Raw genomic sequence first — 15,599 nt, 5'->3', positions numbered from 1 at the left:
ATGCAACACAGTCGAAAGAACGTCGGTGCAGCTGGCTGCGGGCTCAGTTCGGACCTGACTCGACTCGTAATCCAGCAGGATGTACTCATCAGGGTCGCCCGCTGGCAGCAGCGGCGCTTCTTTTGTGAGGTTGCGAAGGAACCAGGAGGCGACCGCGTCGAGCTGGCGGACATGACCAAACGTGAACTGGCGCAGGAACGATCCCAGCGTTGAGGGCGCATAACAGGCGGTGAACAGCTTCCGCATCCCGCCGTGACGCAGCACCGCCATGTCATCGAGCGAGTCCGCCCCGGCGACCATCCCGCCCACCAGCGATGCAACCTTCAATCCGGCGTTGGCGCCCTTGTCCGTCGGGACGGACAACCGCTTCTGCGCCAGAGCACGCAGCCCCGCTTTCTCAGCAAGCTTCATGACCGGAACCAAGCCAGCCGTCGACACGAGATTCGGGTCATCAAATGAAACGGAAACGGCTCTGGCGGCGTGAGAAACTTGCATTTACGAGATGCCTCTCTTTTCGGGACTAATTGGACTGTGGTAAGAACAATTTTCCCTGATCAGACAGGCATTCTCGGTTTAACGCGCCGCTAGACCCTAAGCCCGATCGGTGCATCGAGGCTTAGATGTGCTGAGCAATCCTGTCGGCCAGGTCATCGAGCTCATCCATAACCAGGGTGGCAGACCAGACCCGGTCGCGTTTGCGCGCTGTCACCTCATGGATTACGCCATCCTTCTCTAATCGCGTGAGTGCTTTGTAGATCGCAGATGTCTGCGCATCTGGCAGCAGCAGCTCTACATCCTCCGCACTGAATACTGGGTGGTCGAGGAGCATTCCGATGATGGCGGCAGCTGCACTCCCGGACCGCGGATTCGAGATGCTTGCCCACTGTGCAGGCAGCGCCTCCAAGACTGCTGCGGATGCCCTGGCTTCCCGGCTGGCGACCTGAGATGAATGCGCGACATCAAGCACAAATGGCTCCAATGCTCCGGTTCGATAGTTATTGACTAGGTCGAAGTAGTTATCTCGATTAGCGACCATTGCTGAGGCGATCGGCACGACTGTACCGGTGGTGAGCTTCCGCCGCCTCAACACGGCGTTGATTAGTGCTCGACCGATGCGTCCGTTGCCGTCAGTGAAAGGGTGAATCGACTCAAACTGAGCGTGCACAATCGCGGCCTGGGCCACCGTCGGCACATCGTCGCGGTTTGCGAAGGCGATGAGGTCATCCATATAGCCCGGCACCGTCTCCGGCGGCGGCGGAATATGGACGGCGCCGCGTGGGGTGTAGTCGCTGCCGCCAATCCAGTTCTGCATGTCGCGAAGCCGTCCGGCGTAGGCCCGGTCCTCTACGTCGTCCTCCATCAGTTTGCGATGCGCGGCGAGGATGGCGTCGAGCTCAATCTGCCCGGAACCTGCCGCTTCGACAAGGTCATGGAGCGCCTGCGCGGATTTGACCATCGAAACGGCGCTCTCGTTGGATTTGATGCCCGCCATTGCGCGCGCATAGTCGTCCAGCGACGCCTCGATCTGTTCTATCTTCGACGACGCAACAGACTCCGTTCGAATCAGAAACCTTCCGAGGGAGCTGAGCTGACTGTCTGAGTCTGCGTCTGTGAGAACTATCTCACGAATCGCCTTTTCGAGCTCGGTCGCCGTGTCGCTTGAAGGCGTGTAGTTGAGTTCAGCGATGTGCGGCGGGATGGATACGTCAATCTCCTTGAGCATCCGATCGGCTTTGGGACCGCGCGCTGCGCCACGGCGAACCCACGGCACCGTGCGGGAGGTGTGGGCCGGCCAGTTGTTTGCAGTCAGCATCATCGGGGCGCTGCCGACGCTATCCCCACCGGCGGCCGGATTCTGCTCCCGGTTGACAGCCATAAGACCCCTAAAATGGAATAACGATTCTTTTGTTCCACTTTAAGTCACATAAAGCAGAATAACAAGACCGCTATTCCACGTTAGCTTCAGAGACAGAAGGCAGCTCTCGCTGCTCGATCAGCGACATGACCTGTTCGCCCTCACGCGAGAGCCGCCTTGATGCATGCGCGTCGCGCGCTGCCGAGCTGCCGAGCTGTCGGTGTCGGTGTCGGTGTCGGCTCGATATTGCTCGTTCTGTTGAGCGTCCGTATTGGAGGCGCATGGGATGCGCGCTTGCTGTTTTTTAGCGCGCGCGGAGCCGATGGCTGAGCGGAAAACCATGCAAATGACACAGACCAACTTTTCCCCTAAAAGGTTAACGGGAACCATGCAAAAATGACTGCAAATGACACCAAACCTCTGGTGGCCATTTATCTCCACTGATTGAGCTGTTCAAAGTGCCCAGTGTTTTACTGGAAATTTGACGAAAACCCTCGTGATGTGCAGGGCCCATTTTAGCCAGCATGGTTTTCTCACACGGAAGAGGTCATCGGTTCGAGCCCGGTATCGCCCACTTGTAAGCAGAGGGAAACCACATCCGCACACGCCCGGAGCACCTGTCTGTGGAACGGCTAATCTTGTGCGATGGCCTCAACTCAGCCCCTCAATTCATCCCCGCTTCGAAACTTTTTTGCGGGCGTCGGGTTTCTTTTCCGCGGCTTTCGCATCTTGGCCACCGCACCTCGCCTGATGTTTCTCGGCATGATTCCGGCGGCAATAGTTGGAGCAGTTGCAATTGCTCTATTCATCACGCTCATTGTCGGTATCGAGCCCATAGCGGCGTTTCTGACGCCGTTCGCTGCCGATTGGGACGACCTCCCCCGTGCAGCGATCCGCTTCGGCGCTGGCTTAGCTGTGACCCTGGCGAGCATCCTGATCATCGTGAATACCTACACGACGGTGACCCTGATGGTCGGGGATGCTTTCTACCGAAAGATTGCGGGGCACGTGGATGCGCGTCACGGTGCACCGGCAGCGCCAAGCCCCCAAGGGTTCTGGAAGGACGCGCGTCGCGGGCTAGGCGAAGGCTTGCGAATGCTATTTCCGACCATCGGTCTTGCACTGCTCGTACTTGTGCTCGGATTCATCCCGATCGCTGGCACGATCGTGGCAGCAACGGCCGGCGCTCTCCTCGGCGGTTGGCTACTGGTCGTCGAGCTTGCCAACATTCCCTTCGAGTCGCGCGGCATGCACCTCACGGCGCGACGACGCGTGCTCAGAGGGTCACGAGCCACATCACTCGGGCTGGGGGTTGCGACCTATCTGATTTTTCTGATCCCGTTTGGCGCAGTGATCGCAATGCCAGCTGCACTGGCTGGCGCGACCCTGCTCACACGATCACTTCTCGACGAGGACTCGGCCACTATCGACGCGGACCCTTCTGCCAATCTTGCTGAGCACCCACCAGCATCCTGACGAAATAACAAACGACCAGCTAGCAGTAGCCACAACGCTCAACAGCTGTTCCTCGAAGATTGCTGTTTGGCCGGTAAAAAGAAAACCCGAACCGGTGGCCAAGACCCCCAACGACACCACACCGATGCTTCCGCCGAGCAGATGCGTATTAACAAGAAAACGCAACTGATTGCCCAGCGGGGAACCACGTCGCACGGTAAAGACACACGCAACAGCTCCCGCAATCAGTCCAGCCACCGCAGCAGACACCGGAGTGAATAGCGGAGCTCCTGCAGTGACCGCGATCAGGCCGCTGACTAGACCGCCAGCAAGCGATCGAAGGCTGATCGCACCATGAGTGATCAACTGAACAGCACTCCAACCAACAGCACCGGCAATAGCACTCACTGCTCCGTTGACGACGATGAGGCCCGCAACATCATCGATGGCGAACTCTGCGCCGACGAGCCATCCAATCCACGACACAACGACCACCGCTAACGCGACGATTCCTGCGGGAACGGGAACAAACATCCGAGCACCGCGAATCAGAGACTTGCGCTCCACAACGAGCACCGCGAACATGCCAGAACCGACCGCAACGCTCATCACTAAAGCGCCGCCGTGATCAATCGGGCTCAACCCGAGAGGTGCGGTCGCATCAAAAGGTTCGAACGTGCGAACAGCTGTGGGAATGAACACCGCCACAGCCCAAATTGAACCGAAGATCAGGCTGCGCACGAATGAGGCACCCGCGCTGCGAGCCACAAGAGTAACCAAGTAGCAACTGATTCCGCCGAGCAACGCTAATGACGGCATCATGACACCTCGTACGCCCGAAGACATGATCGGAGACAGCACTAACCACGCAAGGACCCCCGGCGCCGCGCACGCAAAAGACTCCGCAATCACGCGCACCCATGAAGCAGCCGGCAGTATCCGGGCATACAACACGATTAGCGCAGTTAACAGCACCGCAAGAGCAATCGCCCCAATGGTCGCCGCCGCGAATTCTTCCGCCACAGTGAACCTCCCGCGCACAGTCTTATGCCTCATCGGGCACATACACAATGGCTACGCCAAGAACCACCCGAACCTACCTCTTATCTGGCACTTTCGTGCTAATCCGACCTACTTATTGTTTGAGGTTAGGGCGATGAGACGAGAAACAGCACGCAAGTACTTCTTGCTGTAGCCGCCTGCAAGCATGTCCTCGGGGAACACGTCATCAAGCAGCGTCCCTTCCGCGTAAATGCACACCTGGGCGTCATAGAGTCGGTCGACAAATGCGACAAAGCGCAACGCGTCAGTCTGATTCTTGAACGGATGCACTCCTGTTAGCCCAATCGCGTCGATGCCCTCAATCAGCTTCACGTAGCGAGAGGGGTGCACTCCAGAGAGATGCTTCAGCACGTCATCGAAGGAATCGAGGGTCACCGTGCCTGCGACAGTGGCGACGGCAGCCGCCGCGTCCTCGACGGCAATTGCGTGCGCCCCAGTGTCTCGGCGCCTGTAGTCGAGCCCATCGATACGGATGGTTTCGAACTTAGCTGAGAGGGAATCGATCTCTCTTAAGAAATCTTGAGCCGCAAAGCGACCTTCGCCCAGTGCGTTTGGCGGTGTATTCGAGGTGGCCGCAATCTTTGTTCCTGAGCCGACGAGCTCAGACAACAATCGAGAAATCAGTCGGGTGTCGCCCGGATCGTCCAGCTCAAACTCGTCGATGCAGACCAGCGAGGCACCCTTCAATAATTGGACTGCTTGCGCATACCCGACCGCGCCAACCAACGCTGTGTATTCAATGAACGTGCCAAAATACTTTCGCCCAGGCATCTGATGCCATAGTGCGGCCAGCAAATGAGTCTTGCCGACACCGAATCCGCCATCCAGATACACCCCCGGCTTCGCTACAGGCTTTTTCTTGCGCGAGAGCAGCCCGCCGCCCTGCTTAGTGGCCGCGGAAAAGTTGCGCATCGCAGCAATGGCGGCGCCTTGCGACGGGTAGTCACGGTCAGGTCGATAGGAATCTAAAGTCGCTTCAGCGAACTGGCGCGGTGGCACGAGTTCGGCGAGCATCTGCGCTCCGGTCAACGACGGGATACGATCGACTAGACGCTCAGGAGTCGTAGGCGCAGTAGCGCTCATTCTCAGCCTCGGTTATGTTCGCAGTCTTACGGCAACGCGGTGTAATCAGCGGCGAATGCGTAATTTTCTTGGGCAAGGGACTAATCAAGCTTAGTTTGATGCCCGCGCCAGTTTTTCCAACCACAATCGGAGGTAGCTATGACTATCGAACGCGACCCGGCCCCTCAATTCATTGAGTTCTCACACCCTGAACGACTGGTCTCTGCGGACTGGCTTGAAGAACGTCTCGAGACCCCCGGGTTGGTAGTGGTTGAATCTGATGAAGATGTGCTGCTCTACGAGACCGGCCACATCCGCGGTGCTGTGAAGATCGACTGGCACACAGATCTCAACGATCCTGTGACTCGTGACTACATCGACGGCGAAGGCTTTGCCGAGCTCATGTCGCGCAGTGGAATCTCACGAGACACCACTGTGGTCATTTACGGCGACAAGACCAACTGGTGGGCTGCGTATGCCCTGTGGGTGTTCACGCTCTTCGGCCACGACGACGTTCGCTTGCTTGATGGTGGCCGCGCAAAGTGGGAAGCGGATGGCCGCGAGTACACGCTCAACGTTCCGACACCTGCGCCCACCGAGTACCCAATCGTCGAGCGCGATGACTCGACAATTCGCGCATTCCGTGACGATGTTCTCACTCACCTTGGCAACCCGCTCATCGATGTCCGCTCTCCTGAGGAGTACAGCGGAGAGCGCACCACTGCTCCTGCTTACCCTGAGGAAGGTGCGCTGCGCGCCGGCCACATCCCGAGCGCTCAGAGCGTGCCATGGTCAAAGGCTGTCGCCGATGACGGAACCTTCCGTCCGCTTAACGAACTCAACGAGATCTACCGCGACGGTGCAGGCCTGAAGGATGGCGACGACATCGTCGCTTACTGCCGCATTGGTGAGCGATCAAGTCACACCTGGTTCGTACTCAACTACCTCATGGGCTTCGAGAACGTTCGCAACTATGACGGATCGTGGACCGAATGGGGTTCCTTGGTTGCCGTTCCGATCGTCATTGGCGTTGAGCCCGGCGAAGTTCCATCGCGTTAGACTTAACCGATGAGTGAGCAGCAGATCCCGACCCAGTTGGCAGAAATCCGCGACGATTTCTTAGACTTGGAACTCCGGGATCGGCTGCAACTTCTTCTTGAGTTTGCAAACGAGCTGCCGGAGCTTCCCGAGCGCTACCGCGATCACCCCGATCTGTTCGAACGGGTCGAGGAGTGCCAATCCCCCGTTTTCATCTTCGTTGAGGTTGAGAACGACACCGTGCACATGTTCGCGACCGCACCTCCTGAGGCACCGACCACCAGGGGTTTCGCGTCGATATTGGCACAAGGGCTTTCTGGCCTCAGCACCCACGAGGTCTTGGAATTGTCGGATGACTTTCCCCAGTCACTTGGCCTTGCCAAAGCAGTAAGCCCACTCCGCTTGCGGGGAATGACGGGAATGCTAGCGCGAGCAAAGCGTCAGATCCGGCTGAAGAGCCTCACTTAGTCGCAACCCCGGCGGGCTTGTCTGCAGTTCCTTCACCCAGTTGGATGCTCAGCCACGTTCGAATCGTGCCCAGCCAGCGTTCGCTGTCGTAGTTCCACAGCCTCGTGTGACCAGCAGTATCGAATTCTTCGTAGGTCACGATGTCTGGGCGCAGTTCTGCGAGGGCGCGCGACGGTTCTACGGGAACATAGGCGTCGTCTGCACTGTGCATAAGCAGAATTGGTCTGTCGAGTTCGTCGGCGCGATCAATAAAGTTCATCGCCGGAAAATCGAGCGGGTTCTCGGTGCCAACGAGCAGTTGTGCTTGCTCACTTCCGAGCACCGCCTGAGCCGCGCGTTGAATCGGCGTAGGAATTCGGTTGATGGCCCCGTGCAGCTGCAGGATGGGGCCCCACGCGACGACAGGCGAATCGAGCACAAGCCCGACAATCATGTCTCGGTTCGCCGAACGCATCAGGGTTTGCAGCACAGTTGCCCCGCCCATCGACCATCCCATCAGGATTATTCGCTCAGCCCCGGCTGCCCGCGCGTAACTAATCGCGGCATCGACATCCCGATATTCCGTTGAACCTAAGCCGTAGCGTCGGTCCGCAGAATCTGGCGCTTCGGTGTCGTTTCGGTACGACACCGATAACGACGTCAGACCTGCATCGTAAAACTCAGTGATGGCGCGCAACGTCTCTGGCCGTTGGACACCACGACCATGGACATGAATCGCCCACGTGGAACTCGGCTGGGCTGCGGGTACCAACCATGCGGGTGCCGGGCCCAGTTCAGTCTCAATGTCCACGTCGGAGAATGCGAGCCCAAGATCAGCAGGGTTGAGATAGAACCAGCCACTGGTACGTGCGTTATCGCCTGGCTTCGGCTCGCCAAACTGCACCGAGAGCAGCTCCCGAGCCACCCAGCGGGAGCTCTGCGAGATCACAGCACCGATGCGCGCATGACCAGTCTGATCGGCAAACCAGAGGCTAAACCTTCCGGGAGCACGGATCTCGACCGAAGCTGAGAGAACTATGGTCGACTCCCCTAAGGCAAGAATCCGCAAGCCACTTTCGGCACGGCCGGGTGGAGTTACCAGCCGCCGAGCGAACAACACTGAAAGTGCCGCGCTCAATGTCAATCCGATGACACCGATCGCTGCGGCACCGATCGCAACACCGCTAATGATTCCGGCGGCGACGCGTACTCGTCCTGCTCCCCGCATCCGAAAACCTCCGTCTCGCAGCCGCAATGGTGCGGCGTGCCTCACTAGCGATCGTTCCCCTAAAGCCTAATCTTCACTCGTGCCCGATTCGCCAGCTGACCCAACACCACCCGCGGCATTTGCTGCAGCGGTTGAGTCTCTTCGTGGTGCAGTCTTGCGCACTGAGCTGGCTGTGACCGAAATAACTGCTCCTTCCCAGATTGCGCCATGGTCTTTTGCGCTGGCAGCGGATGTCACTCCCGCACGTCACGGCGAGGACTCAGATCTGGGCACTGGCCGTTTTGTCCTCTTGTATGACCCCGAAGTTCCGGATGCGTGGGACAGCGAGTTTCGGATCATTTGTTTCGCTCAGGCGCCCCTGGAGCCCGAGATCGGCGTCGATCCCTTTCTTAGCGAGGTCACGTGGTCGTGGCTCGTTGATGCACTAGCCGGTCGTGGCGCCACCTACGATCAGGTGTCCGGCACCGCTACTCGAATCCTCTCGACTGGATTTGGCGAACTCGCGTCTCAACCCGATGGCGCACAGATCGAATTGCGCGCCTCGTGGAGCCCCAAAGATCTCAGCATGGCCGCACATGTGGAAGGCTGGAGTGAATTGGTCTGCATGTTAGCCGGCCTACCACCAGCAATTGAAGGAGTCACCCTGTTGTCGGCCCGTAAAGTTGGACGTGAGTAGCGCAACCGAAAGTGCAGCGTCTGAGGGCGAGTCGCACGCCACCCAAGCCCCTCACGATCCCGTACTCGTTATTGACGGTCGGGACGACTACCTTGCCGCCGTAGAGGCTATCGCCCAGGGCCACGGGCCTATCGGGATCGATGCCGAGCGTGCGAGTGGTTACCGCTATTCGCAACGCGCATACCTCATCCAAATTTTCCGCCGCGGTGCGGGAACATTTTTGTTCGATCCGCCCGCGATCGGCGATTTCACAGAACTAAATGACGTCATCGCCGACGAAGAGTGGATCTTGCACGCAGCAACGCAAGACCTGACCTGTTTACGTGAAGTGGGCCTGCATCCCACACGGCTGTTCGATACCGAGTTGGGCGCGCGCCTTGCCGGACTACCCAGGGTCGGACTCGGCACGGTCGTAGAACACCTGCTCGGCATCCACCTTGCTAAAGAACACTCGTCTGCGGATTGGTCAACTCGCCCCCTGCCGCAAGCGTGGCTCGTCTACGCAGCCCTCGATGTAGAGCTACTTGTTGATCTTCGCGAAGCCCTCGGCGAACTACTCGATTCGGCCGACAAGCACGACATCGCCCAGCAAGAATTTGACTCCGTATTAGCTCGGGATCTCAGCAACGTGCGCGCCGAACCGTGGCGCCGGCTCAGCGGTGTGCACTCGATTCGTGGCGGAAAGAATCTCGCCATTGCGCGCGAACTTTGGCTTGCTCGTGATGCCTATGCCCAAGAAGTGGACACGGCACCCGGTCGTCTGGTGCCCGATTCTGCTCTCCTCGCCGCCGCGCGCTTTCTTCCGGAGTCCAAGCGTCAGCTCTCGGCAATGAAAGAGTTCAGCGGGCGAGCCAGCCGCACCCAGATCGATCGTTGGTGGGATGCAATCCAAGCTGGATTGGCATCGACTGACATCCCCGCATCTCGGGTTGCCAGTGATGCGCTTCCGCCGCCGCGCGTGTGGTCGGATAAGAATCCCGAAGCTGACCTTCGGCTCAAGGCTGCTCGCGCCCTGATGGCCGTGCACTCCGAAGAGTTGTCGATCCCGATCGAGAACCTGCTCACTCCCGACTATTTGCGGCGAGTTTCGTGGACGCCTCCAGCAGAAATCACGGCAGAGGGCGTTTCTGAAGCGCTGCAGGCCCTGGGAGCGCGGCAATGGCAAATTGACGTTTCTGCACAGTCAATCGCCGAAGCCTTTGTCGAAGCCAGCCAAACGCCTGAGGACTCCGACGACACCGAGTCGTAGGAACAATCAAAGGATTCCTAACGCTAATCTCGGCCACCTAGGATCAGTGCTACATCCAAGAATCTAGTGGAGGCATTGTGGCCAAGAAAACCGAGATTGTATTCGTAGATGGAGTCCGTACTCCATTTGGACGTGCTGGCGAGAAGGGCATGTTCTGGAATACGAGAGCTGATGACCTTGTCGTCAAAGCGATGATCGGGCTGCTCGAACGTAACCCCCAGATTCCCCAGGAACGCTTTGATGAAGTTGCAATTGCCGCGACGACGCAAACGGGCGATCAGGGCCTCACGATTGGCCGAAGCGCTGCGCTTCTTGCTGGACTGCCCACGTCAGTACCCGGCTACGCCATTGACCGTATGTGCGCTGGCGCCATGACGGCAGTGACCAGCATGGCTGGCGGGATCGCTTTTGGCGCGTACGATCTGACAATTGCCGGCGGCGTTGAGCACATGGGCCACCACCCAATGGGCTCCGGCGTTGATCCCAACCCCCGATTCCTGGCCGAGAAGCTAGTCGACCCCGAAGCGCTCAACATGGGCAATACGGCCGAGAAGCTTCACGACCGCTTCCCGCACCTCACTAAGGCACGCGCAGATGCCTTTGCGTTGCGTAGTCAGCAACGAGCGACTGCCGCGTATGAGGCGAACAACATTCAGCCCGACCTCATCCCGGTCGCCACCAAGAGCGATGCCGGATGGGGAATGGCGACTCGCGATGAGGGACTTCGCCCCGAAACAACCCTTGAGGGGCTTGCAGCGCTCAAGACTCCGTTCCGCTCGCACGGTCGTATCACTGCCGGAAATGCTTCAGGTTTGAACGACGGAGCAACCGCCAGCATCATCGCTAGTGGGGATGCCGCACGCGAGTTTGGATTGAAGCCCAAGATGCGCATGGTGAGCTTCGCGTATGCCGGAGTCGAGCCCGAGATCATGGGTATCGGACCGATTCCGTCAACGGAGAAGGCTCTGCGCAAGGCTGGCCTCTCGATTGATGACATCGGGCTCTTCGAACTCAACGAGGCTTTCGCCGTTCAGGTTCTCTCGCTGTTGGATCACTACGGCATCGACGACGAAGATCCTCGAGTCAACCAGTGGGGCGGCGCCATCGCCATGGGCCACCCACTCGCATCCTCTGGTGTGCGTCTCATGATTCAGCTCGCCGCCCAGTTCGAGCAGCACCCCGAGGTGCGCTACGGACTTACCGCCATGTGCGTCGGTCTTGGCCAGGGCGGGTCAGTTATCTGGGAGAACCCCAACCACAAGGGAGCAAAGTAACAATGACCCAGCAGTTTGCACGTCTGGCTGGCCTGTCTAAAGACGAGGTCATCACTCATTCGTTCGTTCGCGATGTGGCGCTCTCAGAGGGGCGCACACTTGCGCTAATCACTCTCGACAATGGAAAAGACCACACCCGACCCAACACTCTCGGCCCCGCAACTCTGCTGGAGTTTGCGGGCGTACTCGATGAGCAGAAGGAACGGGCAACCGCGGGCGAGATCCATGGTGTAGCCGTTACGGGTAAGCCATTCATCTTCGCCGCGGGTGCTGACCTCTCAAAGGTCAGCGAGATCCCCGACCGTGAGACCGGCAAGCAGATGGCCCAGCTTGGCCATTGGGCGCTGGGCAAGTTGAGCGACCTTGGCGTTCCGTCTTTTGTCTTCATCAATGGCCTCGCGCTCGGCGGTGGTGTGGAAGTTCCCCTCAACGCCGATTACCGCACAATCGACAGCTCGGTCCCCGCGCTGGCACTCCCCGAGGTGTTCCTCGGCCTCATCCCCGGCTGGGGTGGTGCATGGCTTCTGCCCAACCTGATCGGCATCGAGAATGCTCTCAAGGTTGTCATCGAGAACCCCCTCAAGAACAACCGGATGCTCAAGGGCCCTGAGGCCTTCGAGCTCGGTATTGCTGACGCAATGTTCGGGCCAGCAAACTTCCTCGAGGATTCAATCCGCTGGGCCGACGGTGTCATCGCCGGCACCACGAAGGTCAAGCGCAAGAACGAGCCAGGCAAAATCGAGCGCACCGTCAAGTGGGATGTTGCGATCGGCATTGCAGAGAAGATGCTCGCCAACCGCATCGGCCGCGTTGCCAAGTCGCCGTATGCTGCGCTTGCACTGCTCAAGGCAGCAAAGAACACCGACAAGAAGACCGGGTTCGAAGCCGAAGATGAGGCTCTGGCAGACATGATCTCTGGAGATCAGTTCCAGGCAAGCATCTATGCATTCAATCTCGTGCAGAAACGCGCCAAGCGACCTGCTGGGGCCCCTGACAAGGAGCTCGCACGCAAGGTCACTAAGGTCGGCGTAATTGGCGCTGGTCTGATGGCTCGCCAATTCGCACTTCTTTTCGTCCGTCGCTTGCAGGTACCCGTGGTCATTACTGACCTCGATCAGGCCGCGACAGATGCTGGAGTTGCCGCCATCCATCAGGAGATCGACAAGCTATATGAGAAGGGCCGGCTGTCATCCGATGACAAGAACCGTCTCACAGCACTCGTCACCGGCACGACGAACAAAGAAGACTTTGCTGACTGCGACTGGGTCATCGAAGCGATCTATGAGGAACTGGGCGCCAAGCAGTCCGTGTTTGCCGAGGTGGAGCAGTACATCTCCGAAGAGGCAATCCTAGCCACGAACACCTCGTCGCTATCGGTTGAGCAGATCGGTGCGAAATTGACGCACCCTGAGCGCCTCGTCGGTTTCCACTTCTTCAACCCTGTGGCAGTGATGCCACTCATTGAAGTTGTCAAGACTCCTCACACCAACGATGAGACGCTGTCGACAGCAATGGTCACGGCAAAGAACCTGCGCAAGACCGCAGTCATCACGACCGACACTCCGGGTTTCGTCGTGAACCGCATTCTTGCAAAGGTTTTGGGCGAGGCTATGCACGCTGTTGACACCGGAACCCCGTTTGAGGTCGTTGAGGAATCAACCCGACCATTCGGACTGCCGATGACTCCGTTCGAGCTTCTCGAGCTCGTTGGGCTCAAGGTGGGAGCACACGTGCTCGACACTCATCACGCGGCATTCCCCGAGCGGTTTTTCGAAAGCAAGAACCTACACAAGCTCGCTGAACTCGGTTTCATCTTCGACCGAGACAGCAAGGGTAAGTCAAAGGGGGTGTCGAAGAAGGCTGTCAAGATTGTCAAGGGCGGCAACTCGCCCATGACTGCTGAAGAGCTTCAGATCCGTATCGAAGACGGGCTTGCAGACGAGATTCATCGGATGTTGGAAGACAACGTCGTCGCCGCTGCCGAAGACATCGACCTGTGCCTCATTCTCGGTGCCGGTTACCCCTTCCAGATGGGTGGTGTCACTCCGTATCTCGATCGTGCTGGGGCCTCCGAGCGTGCCTTCGGCGGAACGTTCCACGACCCGCAGATCTGCGGAGTGCAGTAAGTATTCAGCGGTAGCGCCGCGCAGCAACGAAAGAGGATCGATCCAGGCTGAATCTGGATCGGTCCTCTTTCGTTGCTCAGTGTTGAGCGTGCCCGCTTTCGTCTAGCTGCGTTCGGCAGGAAGCGAAACTGGCTGCGAGTCGGTATCGGTCAATGGTCGCGCGATCGGAATCTTGCTCCCCAGCACTTGAGCGACCACATCGCGGGCAATGTGTTGGGGCGTGAGGCCTACCTGGTCGAGGATGTAGTCGCGGCTGCCGTGATCGAGGAACTCGGCGGGCAACCCCAGTTCATTCACGGCAGTGTCCACGCCTTGTGCTCGCATATCTTGTCGAATTCGGGTGCCAATTCCGCCGACACGAATTCCGTCTTCGATCGTGATCACGATTCGGTACTGCGCCGAGAAGTCGATGACGCTCTGCGCAACGGGGACTACCCACCGCGGGTCAATCACGGTCGCACCAATTCCCTGAGCTGCCAGAAGTTCGGCAACTTGAAGGCCAGTTTTTGCCATCGAGCCCACAGCCACGATCAGCACATCATGCTGCTCGTCTTCCCGGAGAACATCCACGCCATCGTCTGTGCGACGAACAGCGTCGTACGAGGTGCCAACGGTGCCCTTAGCGAAGCGAATCACGGTCGGTGCGTCATCGACTGCTACCGCTTCGCCGAGCTCTTCTCGCAGTCGCTCAGCGTCACGAGGTGCAGCAATTCGAATATTGGGTACGACCTGAAGCAGGGCGAGATCCCACATGCCGTGGTGACTAGCGCCATCAGGCCCGGTGACACCTGCCCGGTCAAGAACGAAAGTGACGCCAGCGCGGTGCAGCGCGACATCCATAAGCACCTGATCGAAGGCACGATTCATAAACGTCGCGTAGAGCGCGACTACGGGGTGAAGTCCGCCATAGGCGAGACCTGCCGCCGACGTGACTGCGTGTTGTTCCGCGATGCCGACATCGTGGACGCGTTCCGGGTACTTCTCAGCGAAAAGGTGAAGTCCGGTTGGGCGCAGCATGGCGGCAGTGATGCCGACCAGTCGGGGGTTGACGTCAGCGAGGGCGACGATTTCTTCAGAGAATACCGACGTCCACGACGCAGCACCTCCCGACTGAACGGGCTCTCCCGTTGCGGGATCAATCTGGCCAACCGCGTGAAATTGATCGGCAACATCAAGCAGCGCAGGCTCATAGCCCCGGCCCTTCTCAGTGATGGCGTGCACGATTACTGGTGCGCCATAGGACTTTGCTTGCTCAAGCACTTCTATCAGCGCAGCAATATCATGGCCGTGCACAGGACCCAAGTACTTAATGTCGAGGTTGGAATACAGTGCCTCGTTGTTGCTGAAACGCGAGAGGAACCCATGCGCGCCGCCCCGGATGCCGCGATAAAGTGCGCGCCCGGGTCCACCAAATGCTCCAAAGACTCGTTGACTAGAGCTGTACAGCGAGCGATACGAGCGACGTGTGCGCACGCTATTCAAAAAGTGCGCCATACCACCGATCGTCGGCGCATATGAACGACCATTGTCGTTGACCACGATAACGAGGTTGCGACTGTTGTCATCGCTAATGTTGTTGAGTGCCTCCCACGTCATGCCTCCCGTGAGAGCGCCATCACCAACGACGGCAACAACGTGACGGTCACTCTGGCCCGTCATCTCGAATGCTCGAGATATTCCGTCAGCCCACGACAGCGAACTCGACGCGTGAGAACTCTCGACAATGTCGTGCTCTGACTCTGAGCGCTGCGGGTACCCTGCAAGTCCACCTTGACTGCGCAATTGTGTGAAGTCTTTGCGCCCGGTAAGAATTTTGTGAACATAGCTTTGGTGGCCAGTGTCGAAGACGATGGCATCCCGAGGAGAGTCGAAGACGCGGTGGATCGCGGTCGTCAGCTCGACGACTCCCAGGTTCGGGCCCAAATGTCCACCGGTGCGGGACACGTTCTCAACCAGAAATTCACGGATCTCTTGAGCTAACTCGGCAAGCTGGGCAGTGGAGAGACCGTCAAGATCTCGGGGACCGTTTATTCCCTCGAGTAAGTTCATTCCTTCATTCTAGGCTTCTTGCCCTGCCTATGAAGGATTGCGCATGAGGTTCTGAGGTACGGCAATTGCGCGCTCGCA

The 15,599-nt window shown here is 58.6% G+C and carries 12 protein-coding genes and 1 pseudogene; 7 read left to right on the top strand and 6 right to left on the bottom strand.

Annotation, left to right across the window (positions count from 1 at the left end):
* Positions 1-57: 57 nt before the first annotated feature.
* Together ABD112_RS05740 and ABD112_RS05735 are read right to left on the bottom strand one after the other, a co-directional pair.
* A pseudogene (locus tag ABD112_RS05740) lies at positions 58-495 on the bottom strand (IS1380 family transposase); the annotation flags it as partial.
* A gap of 121 nt (positions 496-616) precedes the next feature.
* Positions 617-1,876, bottom strand: a complete 1,260-nt coding sequence (locus ABD112_RS05735) for a Fic family protein (RefSeq protein WP_343924005.1) — start codon at positions 1,874-1,876, stop codon at positions 617-619.
* 624 nt (positions 1,877-2,500) lie between these two features.
* On the opposite strand from ABD112_RS05735, the gene ABD112_RS05730 reads away from it, so the two are divergent.
* Entirely contained in the window at positions 2,501-3,331 is an 831-nt protein-coding gene (locus ABD112_RS05730) for an EI24 domain-containing protein (RefSeq protein WP_343924003.1), read from the top strand.
* Here the strand turns inward: ABD112_RS05730 and ABD112_RS05725 are convergent.
* Positions 3,254-4,333, bottom strand: coding sequence for an ammonium transporter (locus tag ABD112_RS05725; protein WP_343924001.1), 1,080 nt, complete (start codon positions 4,331-4,333; stop codon positions 3,254-3,256). The genes ABD112_RS05730 and ABD112_RS05725 overlap by 78 nt on opposite strands.
* 108 nt (positions 4,334-4,441) lie before the next feature.
* Positions 4,442-5,455, bottom strand: a complete 1,014-nt coding sequence (gene zapE / locus ABD112_RS05720) for a cell division protein ZapE (protein WP_343924000.1) — start codon at positions 5,453-5,455, stop codon at positions 4,442-4,444.
* 138 nt (positions 5,456-5,593) lie between these two features.
* Between zapE and ABD112_RS05715 the strand changes: the two genes are divergently transcribed.
* A complete protein-coding gene (locus ABD112_RS05715) occupies positions 5,594-6,493 on the top strand; it encodes a sulfurtransferase (protein WP_343923998.1) in 900 nt (299 codons plus the stop codon).
* Between the two features lie 9 nt (positions 6,494-6,502).
* Positions 6,503-6,940 (top strand): SufE family protein, encoded by a 438-nt coding sequence (locus ABD112_RS05710; RefSeq protein ID WP_343923996.1) that lies wholly within the window; start codon positions 6,503-6,505, stop codon positions 6,938-6,940.
* Here ABD112_RS05710 and ABD112_RS05705 read toward each other — a convergent pair.
* A complete protein-coding gene (locus tag ABD112_RS05705) occupies positions 6,933-8,192 on the bottom strand; it encodes an alpha/beta hydrolase family protein (RefSeq protein WP_343923994.1) in 1,260 nt (419 codons plus the stop codon). The two genes, ABD112_RS05710 and ABD112_RS05705, sit on opposite strands and share 8 nt — an antisense overlap.
* A 34-nt stretch (positions 8,193-8,226) precedes the next feature.
* Between ABD112_RS05705 and ABD112_RS05700 the strand changes: the two genes are divergently transcribed.
* From ABD112_RS05700 to ABD112_RS05685, 4 genes are all read left to right on the top strand, one after another.
* Positions 8,227-8,823, top strand: coding sequence for a DUF3000 domain-containing protein (locus ABD112_RS05700; protein WP_343923992.1), 597 nt, complete (start codon positions 8,227-8,229; stop codon positions 8,821-8,823).
* Entirely contained in the window at positions 8,816-10,072 is a 1,257-nt protein-coding gene (locus tag ABD112_RS05695) for an HRDC domain-containing protein (RefSeq protein WP_343923991.1), read from the top strand. Before ABD112_RS05700 ends, ABD112_RS05695 begins: the two co-directional genes overlap by 8 nt.
* Before the next feature lie 77 nt (positions 10,073-10,149).
* Positions 10,150-11,346 (top strand): thiolase family protein, encoded by a 1,197-nt coding sequence (locus ABD112_RS05690; protein WP_343923990.1) that lies wholly within the window; start codon positions 10,150-10,152, stop codon positions 11,344-11,346.
* Between the two features lie 2 nt (positions 11,347-11,348).
* Positions 11,349-13,472, top strand: a complete 2,124-nt coding sequence (locus ABD112_RS05685; protein ID WP_343923989.1) for a 3-hydroxyacyl-CoA dehydrogenase NAD-binding domain-containing protein — start codon at positions 11,349-11,351, stop codon at positions 13,470-13,472.
* A 102-nt stretch (positions 13,473-13,574) separates the two neighbouring features.
* On the opposite strand, the gene dxs is transcribed toward ABD112_RS05685, so the two are convergent.
* A complete protein-coding gene (gene dxs / locus ABD112_RS05680) occupies positions 13,575-15,521 on the bottom strand; it encodes a 1-deoxy-D-xylulose-5-phosphate synthase (protein WP_343923988.1) in 1,947 nt (648 codons plus the stop codon).
* Positions 15,522-15,599: the final 78 nt, after the last annotated feature.

The organism is Rhodoglobus aureus, from assembly GCF_039527955.1.
Taxonomy (GTDB): Bacteria; Actinomycetota; Actinomycetes; order Actinomycetales; family Microbacteriaceae; genus Rhodoglobus; species Rhodoglobus aureus.
Note: the sequence above shows the minus strand (reverse complement) of the source record. Positions and strands in the feature narration are given on the sequence as shown.